The organism is Marinobacter sp. V032 (genome assembly GCF_052645435.1).
On the sequence record NZ_JBQXYE010000001.1, the window covers coordinates 1,917,189 to 1,932,740 of the forward strand.

12 protein-coding genes are annotated in these 15,552 nt (G+C 51.4%); 6 read left to right on the top strand and 6 right to left on the bottom strand.

What is annotated here, in order from left to right; genetic code table 11:
- Positions 1–56: 56 nt before the first annotated feature.
- The 6 genes from tsaA to pilB form a co-directional block, all read right to left on the bottom strand.
- Positions 57–779, bottom strand: a complete 723-nt coding sequence (gene tsaA, locus ACUN9X_RS08810; RefSeq protein WP_445472811.1) for a tRNA (N6-threonylcarbamoyladenosine(37)-N6)-methyltransferase TrmO — start codon at positions 777–779, stop codon at positions 57–59.
- A gap of 14 nt (positions 780–793) precedes the next feature.
- Entirely contained in the window at positions 794–1,879 is a 1,086-nt protein-coding gene (locus tag ACUN9X_RS08815; RefSeq protein ID WP_445473202.1) for a hypothetical protein, read from the bottom strand.
- A 4-nt stretch (positions 1,880–1,883) separates the two neighbouring features.
- Complete coding sequence (coaE, locus tag ACUN9X_RS08820; protein ID WP_445472812.1) at positions 1,884–2,507, bottom strand: dephospho-CoA kinase; 624 nt, start codon at positions 2,505–2,507, stop codon at positions 1,884–1,886.
- Positions 2,508–2,566: 59 nt separating this feature from the next.
- On the bottom strand, positions 2,567–3,442 hold the full coding sequence (locus ACUN9X_RS08825; protein WP_445472813.1) for a prepilin peptidase: 876 nt from the start codon (positions 3,440–3,442) through the stop codon (positions 2,567–2,569).
- A gap of 93 nt (positions 3,443–3,535) precedes the next feature.
- Complete coding sequence (locus ACUN9X_RS08830) at positions 3,536–4,759, bottom strand: type II secretion system F family protein (protein WP_445472814.1); 1,224 nt, start codon at positions 4,757–4,759, stop codon at positions 3,536–3,538.
- A gap of 2 nt (positions 4,760–4,761) precedes the next feature.
- The gene (gene pilB, locus ACUN9X_RS08835) at positions 4,762–6,477 is read right to left on the bottom strand and encodes a type IV-A pilus assembly ATPase PilB (protein ID WP_445472815.1); all 1,716 of its coding nucleotides are present in this window, start codon (positions 6,475–6,477) and stop codon (positions 4,762–4,764) included.
- Between the two features lie 325 nt (positions 6,478–6,802).
- Between pilB and ACUN9X_RS08840 the strand changes: the two genes are divergently transcribed.
- The 6 genes from ACUN9X_RS08840 (at position 6,803) to ACUN9X_RS08865 (ending at position 15,551) form a co-directional block, all read left to right on the top strand.
- Positions 6,803–7,291, top strand: a complete 489-nt coding sequence (locus ACUN9X_RS08840) for a pilin (protein WP_445472816.1) — start codon at positions 6,803–6,805, stop codon at positions 7,289–7,291.
- 127 nt (positions 7,292–7,418) lie between these two features.
- Positions 7,419–9,251 carry an O-antigen ligase family protein gene (locus tag ACUN9X_RS08845; RefSeq protein WP_445472817.1) on the top strand — a complete coding sequence of 611 codons (1,833 nt, stop codon included), beginning with the start codon at positions 7,419–7,421 and terminating at the stop codon, positions 9,249–9,251.
- Positions 9,248–10,693: an O-antigen ligase family protein gene (locus ACUN9X_RS08850; protein WP_445472818.1), complete on the top strand. Its 1,446-nt coding sequence runs from the start codon at positions 9,248–9,250 to the stop codon at positions 10,691–10,693. The genes ACUN9X_RS08845 and ACUN9X_RS08850 overlap by 4 nt, the downstream gene beginning before the upstream one ends.
- 181 nt (positions 10,694–10,874) lie before the next feature.
- Positions 10,875–11,318: a pilin gene (locus ACUN9X_RS08855; RefSeq protein WP_445472819.1), complete on the top strand. Its 444-nt coding sequence runs from the start codon at positions 10,875–10,877 to the stop codon at positions 11,316–11,318.
- 211 nt (positions 11,319–11,529) lie between these two features.
- Positions 11,530–13,017, top strand: coding sequence for a capsule assembly Wzi family protein (locus tag ACUN9X_RS08860; protein ID WP_445472820.1), 1,488 nt, complete (start codon positions 11,530–11,532; stop codon positions 13,015–13,017).
- A gap of 83 nt (positions 13,018–13,100) precedes the next feature.
- Entirely contained in the window at positions 13,101–15,551 is a 2,451-nt protein-coding gene (locus ACUN9X_RS08865; protein ID WP_445472821.1) for an SLBB domain-containing protein, read from the top strand.
- Position 15,552 lies beyond the last annotated feature (1 nt).

Genomic DNA, 15,552 nt, shown 5'->3' on the forward strand with positions numbered 1-15,552 from the left:
AAAATCAGCATGTGAACCCGCTTTATTAGCGTGACGGGTTTCCCTATTGATACTACTTAGTCTAACAAAGTTACAGTCAGAACGGTGACGGCAATATCGTCAAATCGGAACCGAACATTGTAGCCGTATAGATGGGCTCCGTAGATCCGCTGTTCATCGCGCCCCCTGCGAAATGAAGGGCGGGGGTCGTATGACACCACGTCTTCAATCAGCGATCTGAAATCCGGACATTGCTTTTCATCGATTGCCCTCAGTTCGGCTTCCGCCGTTTCCGCGAATTCAACGGGTAGACGCGTGGTCGGTGGTTCGGCGGCCCAGGCCAGATGAGCATCGGGCAGGGCGTCGGCGAAAGGCAGGTAAGGTTTGATATCGAGGATCGGCGTTCCCTCAATGAGATCGTGTTCCCGGATACGTAATATTAACTGACCCTTTTCCCGCCGTAGCCCTTCGTTGCGGACAACGGATAGTCCAAGGCTGTTGGGGCGGAATGGAGAGCGACTGGCAAACACGCCAACCTTCTTGTTGCCACCCAGTCGAGGTGGCCTGATGGTTGGTCGCCACTCGGCTCTAACCGCTGCATGAAACTGGAACGTGAGCCATATATGGCTGCAGTCTTCCAGTCCACGAAACGCATCCTCTCGGTCAAAGGGCGGCTGAATCACCAGATCTGCCCAGGCGTGTCGGGTCAAACCCGGTTGGCGAGGAACACCAAACTTGTCTTTGAAGCAGGATCGTGTGACTGCGATAGGGGTCAGCGTCAGCGCGGCTGACGCAGGCATGGATGGGTGCCTGCTCACTTGATATCACCTGAGAAGAACATTTCAATCCGAAGGGTCAGAGATGTAATGCTGTCGAAGCTCTCTTCCCGAGTGAAGTTGATGGCGGGTATTGCCTCTGCGTATAACCAGGTGCTGAACAGGCGATAGCGATAAGTCAGATCGCCAAAGTACTCGGTCGTGCGCCACCCGGGTTGGCTTTCTCCGAGAATGCCAACCCGTGGGTTCAGCTCGGCTCGGTTATTGAGCCGCTGATACAAACTGAAAATCTGTGAAAATTCAAACTGCCTGTCGCTGTGTATCCAGCGTAGTTCGGATGAGCTGATGAAGTCCCATGGCCCGATACCGCGACTGAATCCGAGATAGGTGCTTTCGCCCCAGCCGTCCTGATGGAAATAGTAGATCCGTTGATCGACGCCGAGCTGCCAGTTTGCATCAAGATCAAATGTTGCGGTGGAGCGTAAGCGCCAGAATGCATCGGGTGGGAAGTGCAGCCGGGCACCCACATCGTTGCTGATATTGAGTGTGTCTGTGATGTCTGTCAGGTAGCGAAGAGCACCTGTAGCCTCATTGTCAGATCGCTCACTGTCGACAAGTTGCCGGTCGCGATCCCGTTCGCCCAGCGATGTGGTTTCTTCGCTGTCGCTTTCTACGACGAGCCTGAGCTTTTCCTTTGCTGTCGGTAGATCCAGTCTGAATCGGGCTTCTGGCTCGATTTGAGCCAAATCTCCGGTTTCAGAGGTAGTGGCTATCCCGAGCCGAAGGTAGCTTTCGTTAAGGGGGAGGGCGCGGGTGTCGCCCGACAGCGTCCTGTCCGCCCATGCGCCGACTGATTGCACTTGTACTGAGCGCATTTCCCGTTGCGCGATGATCCACTCTGAAAAGTTTAGCCACCAGGAGCTTTGATCAGTGTATGTGGTTTCATCAGGCTCGAACGTGTAGAAGTTGTCGGGCAGAGATTCAACTTTCAGCGGCGCTGTCAGGGGCTCTTCTTCGTCAGGTGTTAAGGCTGATACCGGCGCAGTAAAGCCTGCTGCGCATAGTAGGCAGATCCAGTCGAGACGTTTTGGATGGAAATGGTTCCGAAATACGTGCCATCGCATCACGTCAGGTTTTCGCTCGGGAGTTCAGGCGGTAATGCAGGTCGTCAACCGCATCGATTGCCAATGAAGCTGGCTGCGCATTATCAATAATGAAGTCCGCTCTTTTTAGTCGTTCTTCCCGCGAGATCTGGGCGTTGATAATGCGTTCTACCTGGGCGCGATCATTCTTATCCCGTTGCATTGTTCGTGCAATCTGAACCTCGACCGGGACGTCTATCACGATAACGCTTTCCACTATGTTGTGCTGATCCGTCTCCAGAAGCAGAGGCGAAACCAGCAGCACGTATTGGTGTTGGTATTCGGCGGGGGGCGAGCGGTCGGGGGTTATCCAGAGCTGGCGTAGCAATTCGTCACGGATGATCGGATGCAGCAGCTTCTCCAACCAGTCTCGTTCTTCTGGCGTTTCAAACACGATCTGGCGCAACGCTGCGCGATTTAACGCACCGTCAGGAAGTAGAATAGCATCCCCAAAATGCGCTGCAATGGCGGCGAGTGCCGGCCTGCCAGGTTCCACAACCTCACGAGCGACATCATCGGCATCCACAGCATGAACCCCAAGCTGCTTGAAGCGTGCGGCGATCGTGGATTTGCCGCTGCCAATACCACCGGTTAAGCCGACAACTTTCATAAATCTGCGAAGCCTTTAAAATTCGGTGAAACCTTCAAAATAATGCGATCAGGGGTGGGTCAGGCACCAAGATAGGTGAACCAGATCTGCTGTATCTCCGGCCCAAACCAAAGGGCAATTGCGCCGGCGATGGCAAGGTAGGGGCCAAAGGGAATCGGCACTTCACGACCGTGGCCCTTGAACAGTATCAGGCTGATGCCAATGACCGCACCGACCAGCGACGAGAGCAATATGATCGCGGGCAGCAGTTGCCAGCCAAGCCAGGCACCAAGCGCACCCAACAGCTTGAAATCACCATGCCCCATACCTTCCTTACCAGTAATCAGCTTGAACAGCCAGTAAACGGACCACAAGGACAGATAGCCGGCTATTGCGCCCCAAAAGGCGCTCTCAAAGTCGGTGAATATGCCAAAGTAGTTCAGTATTAGCCCGAGCCAGAGTAACGGCAACGTGATGCTGTCTGGCAACAGCTGAGTGTCGAAATCGATGACCGTCAGGGCGATCAGCGACCAAAGCAGTAACAGGGCCCAAAAGCTGTTCAGATCAGCGCCAAGCACGCATACAGTGAACATCGACAGCACAGCTGTCACCGCCTCGATAATCGGATAGCGGATAGATATAGGGGCCTTGCAGGACGCGCATTTGCCTCGCAGCAGCAGGTAGCTGATAACCGGAATATTTTCCCACGGCTTGATTTCGTGGCCACAGCCAGGGCAGGAGGAATTCGGTGACGACAGCGTTATTTTCTTTGGTGCTGAGCGCTGCGATTCCGGCAACTCCAAAAATTCTTCGCACTGGCAGCGCCAGTCCTGTTGCATCATTTTCGGCAAGCGCAGAATGACGACGTTCAGGAAGCTGCCGACGCACAGAGAAAAGATGGCCAGGAGGGGGTAGAGCAGCCAGGGGAGGTTCAGGAAAGCAGAAAGTTCAGCCATGGAATCTCAGAGTGTTTGCGAGTTTGGTGGGGCTGGGCTTACGTGCTTGCAAGAATTGCACACACGCAAGCCCAAATACTTGATTGACGAAAACTAGCCGCCTACAACCTGACCCATCTGGAAAATAGGCAGGTACATCGCGATGATAAGACCACCTACGAGTACGCCAAGCACTGACATGATCATTGGTTCCATCAATGCAGTCAGATTGTCCACCATGTCATCTACGACGCCTTCGTAATGGTCAGCAACTTTAGACAGCATTTCATCCAGGTTACCGGACTCTTCACCGATAGCTGTCAGTTGTACAGCCATTACCGGGAAAACATCGGTCTGGCGCATTGCGGCTTGTAATTGAGTGCCGCTGGAAACTTCGTTTTTAACTTGGTTGACGGCATCCCGGTAAACCGCATTACCTGTAGCACCGGCAACAGAATCAAGAGCGTCGACAAGAGGAACACCTGCGGCAAAGGTAGTGGAGAGCACCCGTCCGAATTTGGCTACCGCTGATTTGTCGATAATTTCACCCATTACCGGAATTTTTAGAATGATTTTATCAACCATGTCTGAAAACTTTTGTGAGCGTCTCACGGACTCTTTAAACAGGAAGACAACGCTAACAATGCCTAAGAGCACGATAAACCAGTAGGATTGCATCCATTCAGATAAATGCACGACCATCTGAGTGAAGACGGGAAGGTCAGCACCAAAGCCTTGGAAAAGGCTCTCAAATTGTGGAACGACTTTGACCAAAAGAATGGCTGTCACGATTAATGCGACAACCACAACTGCGATAGGATAGGTCATAGCCTTTTTGACTTTCTTCTTAAGGCCTTCGGTTTTTTCGAGATATGCTGCGACGCGATCCAGCATTTGCTCAAGGGCACCCGCGCGCTCACCGGAATCAACCAGGTTGCAGTAGAGGTCGTCGAAGTGTTTAGGGTGCTTGCGCAGTGCTCCGGCGAAACTAGTGCCTGCCGCGACGTCATTGCGAATAGCGATGACTAGCTCTTGCAGTCCTTTGTGATCCAAACCGTCCGCGACGATGTCGAAACTCTGAACCAGCGGCACGCCCGCTTTCATCATCGTTGCCAATTGACGCGTCAACATAGCGATATCAAAAGGCGAGACCTTTTTACTGCCCCCAAACAATGGTTTTGGTTTCTTCTTGACCTTGCCCGGCATGATCCCTTGCTTGCGGAGCTGGGCTTTTACAATAGCCAAGTTGGTGCCCGACACCTCTCCCTTGGTTTTGTTGCCTTTTCGGTCTTTACCTTCCCAGATAAAGGTAGATAATTTTTGCGCTTTCTCTGCCATGTTTAATCCTTCGTGACGCGATTCGCTTCTTCCAGACTGGTAACGCCCTGGATGACCTTTTCGAGGGCTGATTGTCTCAAGCTAGCGAAACCTTCCGCCTGTGCCTGCTTTGCGATCTTGATCGAACTGGCTTCTTCCATAATCATGTTTGCCAGTGTCTCGGTGATCTTCACAACCTCATAAATACCCACGCGGCCTTTATAGCCTCCAGTGCATTTATCACAGCCTTTGGGGCGGTACAAAGTAAAGCCTGTTTCAATTTGTTGCTCTGTGAAGCCTTCGGCCAAAAGAACGTCTTTTGGAATGTCCGCCGTTTCCTTACAGCTACAAAGCCGTCGACCCAGCCGCTGAGCAATAATCAGCGTTACAGACGTTGCGATGTTGAACGCGGGTACACCCATGTTCATCATTCGGGTCAGGGTTTCTGCCGCACTGTTGGTGTGAAGAGTCGAGAGGACAAGGTGACCGGTTTGCGCCGCTTTAATTGCAATGTTGGCTGTCTCCAGATCCCGAATCTCGCCCACCATGATGATGTCGGGATCCTGACGAAGGAATGCTCTCAACGCTTCGGCAAAGCCGAGGCCTACTTTGGTGTTTACGTTTACCTGATTGACGCCCTCGAGGTTGATTTCCGCAGGATCTTCCGCCGTTGAGATGTTGCGCTCTTCGGTGTTCAGGATGTTCAAGCCGGTATAGAGCGATACGGTTTTACCGGAACCGGTAGGGCCGGTAACCAGTATCATTCCCTGAGGTTGCGCCAGCGCATCCATGTATAGTTGCTTTTGGTCATCCTCGTAGCCAAGAACGTCGATGCCCAGTTTTGCCTGGCTGGGATCGAGGATTCGTAAAACGATCTTTTCGCCCCACAGCGTGGGGAGGGTGTTGACCCGGAAATCAATCGCCTTGGTTTTGGATAGCTTCATCTTGATCCGGCCATCCTGGGGGACGCGGCGCTCTGAAATGTCCAGTTGAGCCATGATCTTGACGCGGGCAGAAATTTTGGGCGCCAGCTTTATAGAGGGCTTCGACATTTCTTTCAGGATGCCATCCGTCCGGTAACGCACTCGATATGCTTTTTCGTAGGGTTCAAAGTGAATATCTGAAGCGCCGCCACGAATAGCATCCAGCAGAATCTTATTGACATATTTTACGATGGGCGCGTCATCAACTTCGGCTGCCACTGTTGCGCCGTCGTCTTTGTCTTCTTCGCCACCATCAATATCGATATCTTCAAGATCACTATCGTCAAGGTCGCCCATTGACGACTCGCTGGATGCAAGAAAACGCTCGATTGCTTCCCTGAGTTTTGCATCGTCGACGAGCACGGCATCTGTGCTGAGGCCTGTATTGAACTTTATCTCGTCAAGGGCCTGGATGTTGGTTGGGTCTGATACCGCGATGAAAAGTCGTTTGCCTCGCTTGAATAGTGGCAAAGCGTTGTGTTTGCGGATCAGTTTTTCGTCGACAATTTTCTCAGGAAGCATGTCTGGCGAAAAGGACGACATATCCAAAACAGAAACACCGAACTCCATTGCCGCAGAAAAAGCGAGGCCCCGACTGTCGGCCAGGTTGTTCTGCACCAGATAGGTTATTAGCGGAATTTTGTTGTTAGACGCCTGAATAAATGCATCACGTGCAACAGATTCTTCAATGAGGCCGTCTTCAACAAAGCGACGAGCAAGGCCGGTAAGCGTAACGTTCTGATTGTTTGGGGGCATAAAGGGCGTACTTTCTATAAGTTGCTGGAAAGTGAATACGCTCAAGTCTAGATGGGGCGGGACTATTTTGAAAGCGGCAAAAGCAAGCGCCCAAATCAAGGTGACAAAACGCGTCACCTACCGACCAGATTCGGCAGTATTGTCAAATATCGTGAAATTATAACAGCTCGTGTAAGCGTTAACTTGTTGAAAATAAGTACATATCAGCTGTTTTTAATGGTTGGCATGCATTCTGCTTTAACAATTTCAGGCTCGTCGCGGTTACGGGAAATGCGAACCGGTAGCCGGGTCCAACTGAAAACCAAACGAATAATTGAGGTTGCCAATGAAAAGCATTCAGATGAACCACGCTCAAAAGGGTTTCACCCTTATCGAATTGATGATCGTTGTTGCGATCATCGGTATTCTTGCTGCGATCGCTATTCCGCAGTATCAGGATTACATCGCCCGTTCACAGGTTACTCGTGTTGTAGGTGAGATTTCTGCGCTGAAAACCTCTGTAGAAGAGCAGTTGATGCGAGGCGAATACCCTTCTGGTACCAAGGATGCCGTTGGCTTCACTGGTTCAGATTTGCTTAAGAACGGCGGTGATGACAACACCGGGTTTAAGCTGGACTTCGCGGCTGCCAATAAAGGCCAGGGTACAATCACTGGTATCATGGGTAAAAATGCTAGTGCTGCGGTTGCAGATGCAAACGTGGTTCTCTCACGATCTGATGAGGGGCAGTGGACATGTGCGGTTACCGGCAAAACTGATAATACTGGTGGTTGGAGCAACTCCTATGCTCCATCAGGATGCCCAGCGAGTAACTAAGAATGTCAGATGTTGATTTAATACTGACATGACGTAAAAAGGCCCGGTTGCGATTACCGGGCCTTTTTCGTTGTCGGGCAACCCCTTGGTTAGTAGAGTTTTTTCACTACGTTTTTGGTAAGAATAAATGGTCCAATTCAAAGCAAAAACCGCCCGTTCCACGTTTCTTCTAGTGCCAGTCTTGTTGGTTTTTATGCTGACCCCTGCCTTCGGGGTGTTTAAGGTCTGGCCTCTGCCGTCCGCGATGTCTGCTGGCTTAACCTTGTTTTGTGTTGGTCTTTTTTTCGGGATCATGTTGCTGACCAGACGCGATTCCACTTTTCGCTTCAATACTGCAGTTTTTCTCTTTCTTGGGCTGTTGGCTGTTTTGGCTGTGTCTGTAGCGCTGAATAGTTACGCCTATGAGACTGCGTGGCGCTGGTATCTGATTGCCTTCATCGTTTGCGTTATGGCGCTGGTGGCTGCAAGTGAACTCAAAGCTTATGACCCGCAAAAATTTTATAACACCCTAAGTCATTTTTTATGGGCTGGCTGCTTTATTTATGCGGCCATGAGTCTGCTGAAATACTATGGATTACTAACGCTGGTATTCTCGTGGGTGGAACCTGGCGGCGGACGGCTATCCGGCGTTTGGGGGCAGTCTAATTTAACCACAACGACATGCTGGCTAGGTTTGTTGGCCGGTGCCGTGGTGTTTTCCAGAAAGGAGCGGAAAGGCTGGTGGTATGCCAGTATCTTGATATTTGGTTGGACATTAGCCTCTGCTGCTTCGCGTATGTCGTGGCTGATGGTGACAGGGCTTCTGGCATTGATTTTTGTCAGCTACTTGTCGCGTTACCGGGCTGAAGACACGCTCGGTGCTAGCAGAATGCTGTTACGGGGTGTTGTCCTGGTTGTTATTTTGTTGTTTGTGGCTCCTTTGCTCAATCAGCCCCTTCGTGAAGCGCTGGTTTCTTTCGGTCTGTTGGATGGAAGTTCAGTAGTGTCGCTGGCAGGCAGGGATGTCTTTCACGACGGTGCAAGGCTAACAGAGCTAGTTAAACTGTTTTCCGTAATGGATACCTTTTCAGTGTCCCAATGGTTTTTCGGAGTAGGTCCGGGCCATTATCCGGCGTTTTCCTATCATGCTGATATGTTGCTGCCACCGGAAGGTCTGATTGCAGGTACGTGGCTGCATTCTCACAATCTTTTCAGCATGATATTTGTAGAGTTTGGCTTGGTGGGGTTGGTTGTCTTAGTTGCCTTTGTTGTAAGCATTGCGTTGGCAGCATTGAAAGCGCCCATGAATTTACGCCGATTTTTCTCCATAGGGGCGATTGGTCTTCTATTTATTCACAGCAACCTTGAATTCCCGTTGTGGAACCTCTGGTTTTTGGTGTTGCTTTGCCTGTTGATGACCAATCTTTTTGACGTCAAAGAGCTCAAAGGGGATTCGAAGTGGCTTAAGCCGGTGGCGGGTATTTGTGGATTGTTGATGGTGCTAGCGCTTCTGGTCAATGTAGGTTATCAATACAGTCGCATTGTGGATGTCGCCCTGAATTCTCAGCGCGACAAGCAGGATTACCAAGCTTTGGCTTTTCTGGCAAACGATAGCCTGATGGGACCTTATGCCGTTCTCAGAAAGTACCGGGACTTTGCTCCAGAGGCCGCCAATATTGACTGGCAATTGCAAGAAGTGCGCAGAATGAAAGCTTGGCAACCGCGGGACCTTGTGGTGCTGCGCGAATTTTCCTTACTGATTCTAAAGCAAGATATGCGTGAAGCTTGCAAGGTGGCAGAGCAAGCGGCCTATCGCTACCCCTCTTCCGGGCCGATTATGCTCGACCACAGTTTGCTGGCTGAAGTTCTCTCTCCCGGCGAAATTACCGAGATTGCGAATTGCATTGAGAAAGGGTTGGCCCCTCGGGGTGAAACTATTTTGTCGATGCAGATAAAAAATCAAGCTGAAATTATCAAATGAGTGTTAACAACTTCAAGCTGCGCTTCTCTAAATTATTGCTGCCTGTACTGCTGTGCATTTGGCTGGTGGCTTGTTTTGGTTATCTGGGCTGGAAGCCTGGCTTTGCCTATAACGCTCAGCGGTATTTCGAGATTGTTCTTTTGGGCTGCCTGTTGTGTGCGGGTGTAGCTTTGCCGATTCGCTTCCGTTGGGGGCGGATTTGGTCAAAGCTGGCTCTGGGATTGTTGTTGATCATGCTATTGGTGATTTGGCAAGCCGATAATTCTTGGTTGGCAGTGCGGGAAGGTTTGCAGTATTCAGCGCTTTTGATGGCTATTTTTGTGGTAGCAAAGACCAGACAGTATGCCGGTGCCGTAAGTTTTGACCGAGCGGCTTATATCGGTTTAGTGCTGTTTTGTTTTGGTTGTTCTTTGATTGTGCTGGAAGGGTTGCTGCTTAGCCTTTCAATCAGCGGCGTAGACCCTCGCGTGGTTTTCGGTGCTTTCGTAAATGTGCGTATTTTCGCTGAATTGCAGCTTCTGACCCTGCTTATTCTGCCGGGAGCCTGGTTGCAGATGAGCTCTACCGGGTGGCGACGTTTTATTGGGCTGACGGCCATGCTCTGGTGGGGGTTGCTGCTGTTTACCGGAACGCGCTCGGCATTGGTAGTGTTACCTTTTGCCTTGCTGGTGCTCGGGTTTGTAGGTGGGCGGGGCACTTTGGGTTGGTTCAAGGTGTTAGCTAAGCAGTTTGCTGGTGGTGTGTTGGTGTTTTTATTTCTGAGGGGCGGTGTTGCCTGGTATTTGAATGCTCCCTTTTGGGGCGGTGGCAGTATGAGCTTCGTTCGTGCCTCTAGTAGTGGGCGGTTAGAGTTATGGTCGGGTGCTTGGCAGCATTTTATTCAACACCCTTGGTTGGGGAATGGCCCCGGGGCGTTTGCTTGCTTCACCGATGAGTTGGTAGCGACTCCTCACAACTTGTTACTTCAGCTTCTCTCCGAGTGGGGTATATTCATGACCCTGCTAAGTTTGGCACTAGCTTTATTAATGTTTGTCGCCCTAGTGCGCCACCTGCGTACTAGCGGGTATGCGAGCCCGCTCCAGTTTTCTTTGTTTGCAACGCTTGTGGTCGCCGTTTCAGCCAGCATGATGGAGGGCATGATTATTGGTCCGTTGCAGCAACTGCTGATTATATGGATGTTTGGCTGGGCTTTGCATGCATTTTCTCAGGGAAGCTTTATTCCGCTGAATGGCCAAGCATTGCGGTGGCGTCAGAGCATATATGTAACTGCTCTGATTTTGTTTCTGACGATAACACTATGGGGAGTTAAGGCAGATCTCATCCTTCAGCGAGAGCTTCTGGTATCGCCAGAAGGCGTTGTTAATCTTAGCTATGGCCCTCGTTTCTGGGCTGACGGGCATGATCACTGTCCTGGATGGCATGAACGTTATCAAGATCAGTGACGGTGCTCCACCCGTTACGTGAAACCAAAATTCCTAGAAAGAGAAGCATCGTGGTTTATTAAATTCGGTTATGTGAAGTCTGATTGGATTTGAGCTATTTTGGTCTTTTTCACAACCTGTACTTCTCTGTATCGGCCCTAATATTGCTTTGTTTTCTGAATAAAACATTCGAGAACAAAATATGAAGTCCTACTCCGGGTTTACGCTGATTGAATTGATGATCGTGGTTGCGATTATCGGCATACTTGCTGTCATCGCAATCCCGTCGTACCAAGACTATATAGTCACCACTCAGATTAAGCTCGCGTACGGAGAGGTGAGTATATATAGGGTGCCCGTCGAGGAGCGGCTGGCTTTAGGTGATGACGCTATTGTTAATTCGGAAATTGGCTTTGTGCCATCAAACTTAATGGCCGGCAATGCTGCAACCGATATCGTTACCCTGAACGATGACGGGACGGGTCACATCGAAGTGACATTGGGGGGCGATGTGCATCCTTATTTGGCAGGCACGGCTATTCGCCTGGAAAGGACGGCTAACGGTGTCTGGAGTTGCGTAATTGACAACGCGGCCAATGTAAGCACATGGAAATCTGCCTATTTGCCGAGTGGCTGTTCGCTTTGACGATGACTTCTAGTCTCTACATTTAACCATTATGCGCTGAACTACGCGTTTTACTAGATATTACAGTCCCATGCCTGAATTGTCCTTTCATACCCTTGTTGATCCTTACCAAGTCTTTAGAATAGCTCCCTATCTTTAGCTTCATGTCGCAGTGCTGCACATAGTGTGAAAGCGGTGTGATGTTTTCGTTCGGCCCGCGTTCAGGATTGATATGAAAGCACGGATTTCGTTTTTTGCGGGCTGTATTTTCGGTTGTTTGTTTGTTCAGCAAATATCTGCTGCTCCCTGGTTGTCGCCTGGCGATATACGGGCGCGCTATGCATTGCAGAAACTGGCAGACCGGGGGCATCTGAATCGCACAGTATCAACCTGGCCGATGATGTGGGCGGATGCTGGCTCGGCTCTTGATTCAGAATCGGTGGATAGCGATATACCGTCGATTGGGGCGGGTAAAGCATATTTGGGCTTTGAGCGTCATGCGCAGTCGGCGGTAGGGTTCAGGGGAGAGGTTCGTTTGTCAGGCACGACGGATCCAGGCTTCGTAAGAGATTTTCAGAGTGCGCCGAGAGATAACGCTACGCTGGATGCGGACGTGCAATGGCAGGGCGATGCCTGGGCTGCCGGCATTAGTAGTGCCGGGGTTCTCAATCCTGAGGACGGCAAGTCACTTCGTTTTGACGGCTCTTATCTCGCCGGTACCGCGGCGAACTGGGTCTTTGGTGTGGGTGCCATAGACCGTTGGTGGGGGCCGGGTTGGCAATCGAGTCTTGTGCTTTCCAGCAACGCGCGTCCGGTTCCTGCTGTATGGCTTAACAGGAAAGAAGCTACGGCACCCGAGTCACGCTGGCTTAGCTGGATTGGACCTTGGCAATTAACGGTATTGGCGGGTCAGCTTGAAGAGGAGCGGGCTATTCCTGATGCCCGGCTGATTGGTATGCGGCTGACTTTCAGGCCTATTGACGGTCTGGATATTGGTTTCTCCAGAATGATTCAGTGGGGCGGTGAGGGGCGACCCGAAACCCTGCGCTCTCTTGGACATGCTTTGATTGGCAGGGACAACGGCCAGGACGGGCAGGCGAACGATCCCGGCAATCAGTTGGGCAGTATTGATGCGCGGTATGGCTTCGGCATTGGGCGTCAAACGGCGGGCGTATACCTGCAACTGATGGGCGAGGATGAAGCGGGCGCCTTCCCGGCAAGGAAGTCGTGGTTGCTGGGCACTGACTTGACGTCGCAGCTGGGCCGTCATGAACAGCAATGGTTTATTGAGTACGCCAATACCCTCGCGGACGACTTTATTGGCGAAGCGATGCCCAACATCACCTATGACCACTCGATCTATCAGAGCGGTTACCGATATTACGGTCGCAGCACGGGGTCGAGCTTCGATGGCGACGCCAAAGCCCTTACGTTGGGCGGCTATCAGTTTTTTGCCGGGGGTAGCAACCTCGGGTTAACGCTAACCTGGGCAGATCTGAACATAGATGGTGCCTACCGCGCAGTGAGTCCAGATGACAGCATCTATTACGCTGTGCCGGTATCAAATCAGAGAGTCGCGTTGGCAAAGATTAGCTTCGGCACTGAGGTGTTGAACGGATGGCTAGATCTGTCTGGACAGATTGCTGATAACAATATTCAGCTGATGGGGGGCGAAAAGGACCGTTGGTCGCTCGCTGCTTCGTGGCGGTACCGGTTTTAACCCCTTTTTTTGACTTATAGACTATCGCAGGCTGTAAATACGTGACTTTTTGGCAACGCATTATTATTTCAATGGTTCTTGTAATGCCTTCGACTGCGATAGCGCAGTCGATTACGGCATCCCAGATTGAGCAATTTCAGTCACTGCCTGAAGCGCAGCAGGAATCGTTAGCGCGCCGGTATGGCATTGATCTGGACGAGCTTCGCGGTCGGCAGGGATCAAATAAGGCCCCCAAGCATATCAATGTGGTGACGCCACTGAATGAAAATTTTGGCGATCAGGACGCAATGCCTCGCCACATTGAAGAATCAGAGTCTGACGAGAATGGCCCTGAAAAGGGGGCAGAAAACAATCTTAAGCCCTATGGCTATGATTTGTTCGCAGGCAGTCCCAGCACCTTTGCGCCGGTTACTGAGATCCCCATCCCCAATAACTATGTTTTGGGGCCGGGCGATGTCATTACCGTCCAGTTGTGGGGCAAAGAGAACAAGACGTTCGCGCTTCCGATCTCCCGGAGCGGCACTATCGAATTTCCTCAGCATGGTCCCTTGTCTCTGGCAGGTCAGTCGTTTGATGATGCGCGCGCCCGAATCGAAAATTTGGTATCAGAGCAGTACATTGGCGTGCGCGCCAGTGTGGGGCTGGGTGAGTTGCGAAGTATTCGCGTGTTTATACTTGGTGAGGCCCGTCACCCGGGGGCATACACAGTCAGTTCACTGTCGACAGTCACCAATGCGCTGTTTGTTTCCGGTGGTGTTCGCACTTCAGGATCGCTTCGTAAAATCGCCCATAAACGTAACGGCAAACTTGTCAGCACGCTCGATCTCTACGACTTGCTGCTGAAAGGTGATACATCTGGTGATGATCGGCTACAAGCTGGTGATGTGGTTTTCATTCCCCCTGTTGGACCCAGAATAGCGGTTGAAGGGGAGGTCTATCGTCCGGCGCTCTATGAGCTCAACGAGCGGGCGGCTCTCCAGTCTGTTATCGAGCTTGCTGGAGGAATGACACCAAAAGCCTATCGTCAAAAAATCAGAATTGAGAGAACAGGCAGTGACTACGTACGCGTCGTCAAAAGTGCGGATCTAACAAGCTCCAAGGGCAGGCAGATGCTGATGCGTTCCGGCGACCATGTTGATGTAGCGTCGGTATCGGATATGGTGGGAATGTATGTGGCACTCAAAGGTGCCGCGGTGCGTCCGGGCAGCTACGCCTGGGTGCCGGGCATGCGCTTAAATGAGCTCATCAGAAACCTTGGAGCTGATTTAAAAGAAAGTGCCGACCGTCAGGTGGCGGCCGTCGTACGTACAGATAAGGCCACCGGCCGGATTTCGGTCAGTAGTGTCAGATTGAGAGAAGCGCTCACTAATCCAGAAAGCGCAGCCAACATCGCTCTTGAAGAGCGGGACCAGGTGTTGGTATTTACTGATGCAGGCAAGCTTACCGATACCGAGGCAGGTAATCGAGAGGTGCTCTTCAAACCTGTGCTTCGGCAAATCAAAGCGCAGGCCACGCCTGAAGAGCAGCAGCAGACGTTCAGTATTAGTGGCCCTGTAAATTACCCGGGAGAATATCCGCTCCCGCAAACCCATTCGTTGCAGGATGCCATTCTGCTTGCAGGTGGGCTAAACGATACCGCTTCCCTCTATACCGCAGAGCTGGCGCGAAATAGCATAGGCAACGATGGCGTTGCGCGGACACAGATTCAGGAGCTGGATCTGGCGGCGGTTCTCAGGGGTGAGCCTGCGCCTGAGCTCCAAGGTCGTGACAGTATTCTGATCAAGCCAATACCTGATTTTGATAAAACGCGCTCTATTATCCTGGCAGGGGAAGTTGTATATCCCGGTAGTTATACCTTCGGGTTGGGGGAAACTCTAAGAGACGTTTTAGTACGAGCCGGGGGCGTAACAGGGAATGCATTCCCTCGAGGTGCTGTGTTCACTCGCGCAAAGTTGAGATTGCTTGAGCTGCAGCGGCTTGAAGAGGCTGAGGATCGACTTCAGGGTGATCTTCTTGGTGTCCAGCTTGAAGGCGGACGTAGGGGCGGGTCTGAGAAGATCGAGCAGGTAGAGGGGCTTCTCAAGGATGTTCAGAGTGCCCGACCTGTTGGTCGAATGGTGATCGATCTTGCGCAGGTTATTGGTAATGAAGCTTACACCCCGATCCAGTTACAGGATGGTGATAGACTTACCGTTCCTACAATTCCGCAGTCTGTTAGCGTTTTTGGCGAAGTACAGTTTCCGACCAGTCACCTCCAGCTGGATGGGCTAACCGTTGACGATTATCTCGAGCGTAGTGGTGGGTTCACGCGCCAGGCCGATGTTGACCGGGTTTATGTCGTCAAAGCCGATGGCTCAGTGATGTTGCCGGAGAGTAGTCAATGGTTTGGTGGTCGCAGCCAGGAGATGGAGGCTGGCGATACCGTTATTGTTCCGATTGATGTTGATCGCCTGAATCAGCTCGAATTGTGGACTGATGTCAGCCAAATCTTCTACCAGATTGGTCTGGGTGCAGCGGCAGTAGGGAATCTTTAGT

Excerpts from the sequence above, each read along its gene's own strand:
- ACUN9X_RS08865 (WP_445472821.1), top strand. The coding sequence starts at position 13,101 with ATGCCTTCGACTGCGATAGCGCAGTCGATTACGGCATCCCAGATTGAG.
- tsaA (WP_445472811.1), bottom strand. The coding sequence starts at position 779 with ATGCCTGCGTCAGCCGCGCTGACGCTGACCCCTATCGCAGTCACACGA.
- ACUN9X_RS08815 (WP_445473202.1), bottom strand. The coding sequence starts at position 1,879 with ATGCGATGGCACGTATTTCGGAACCATTTCCATCCAAAACGTCTCGAC.
- ACUN9X_RS08850 (WP_445472818.1), top strand. The coding sequence starts at position 9,248 with ATGAGTGTTAACAACTTCAAGCTGCGCTTCTCTAAATTATTGCTGCCT.
- ACUN9X_RS08845 (WP_445472817.1), top strand. The coding sequence starts at position 7,419 with ATGGTCCAATTCAAAGCAAAAACCGCCCGTTCCACGTTTCTTCTAGTG.
- pilB (WP_445472815.1), bottom strand. The coding sequence starts at position 6,477 with ATGCCCCCAAACAATCAGAACGTTACGCTTACCGGCCTTGCTCGTCGC.
- ACUN9X_RS08830 (WP_445472814.1), bottom strand. The coding sequence starts at position 4,759 with ATGGCAGAGAAAGCGCAAAAATTATCTACCTTTATCTGGGAAGGTAAA.
- ACUN9X_RS08860 (WP_445472820.1), top strand. The coding sequence starts at position 11,530 with ATGAAAGCACGGATTTCGTTTTTTGCGGGCTGTATTTTCGGTTGTTTG.
- coaE (WP_445472812.1), bottom strand. The coding sequence starts at position 2,507 with ATGAAAGTTGTCGGCTTAACCGGTGGTATTGGCAGCGGCAAATCCACG.
- ACUN9X_RS08825 (WP_445472813.1), bottom strand. The coding sequence starts at position 3,442 with ATGGCTGAACTTTCTGCTTTCCTGAACCTCCCCTGGCTGCTCTACCCC.
- ACUN9X_RS08840 (WP_445472816.1), top strand. The coding sequence starts at position 6,803 with ATGAAAAGCATTCAGATGAACCACGCTCAAAAGGGTTTCACCCTTATC.
- ACUN9X_RS08855 (WP_445472819.1), top strand. The coding sequence starts at position 10,875 with ATGAAGTCCTACTCCGGGTTTACGCTGATTGAATTGATGATCGTGGTT.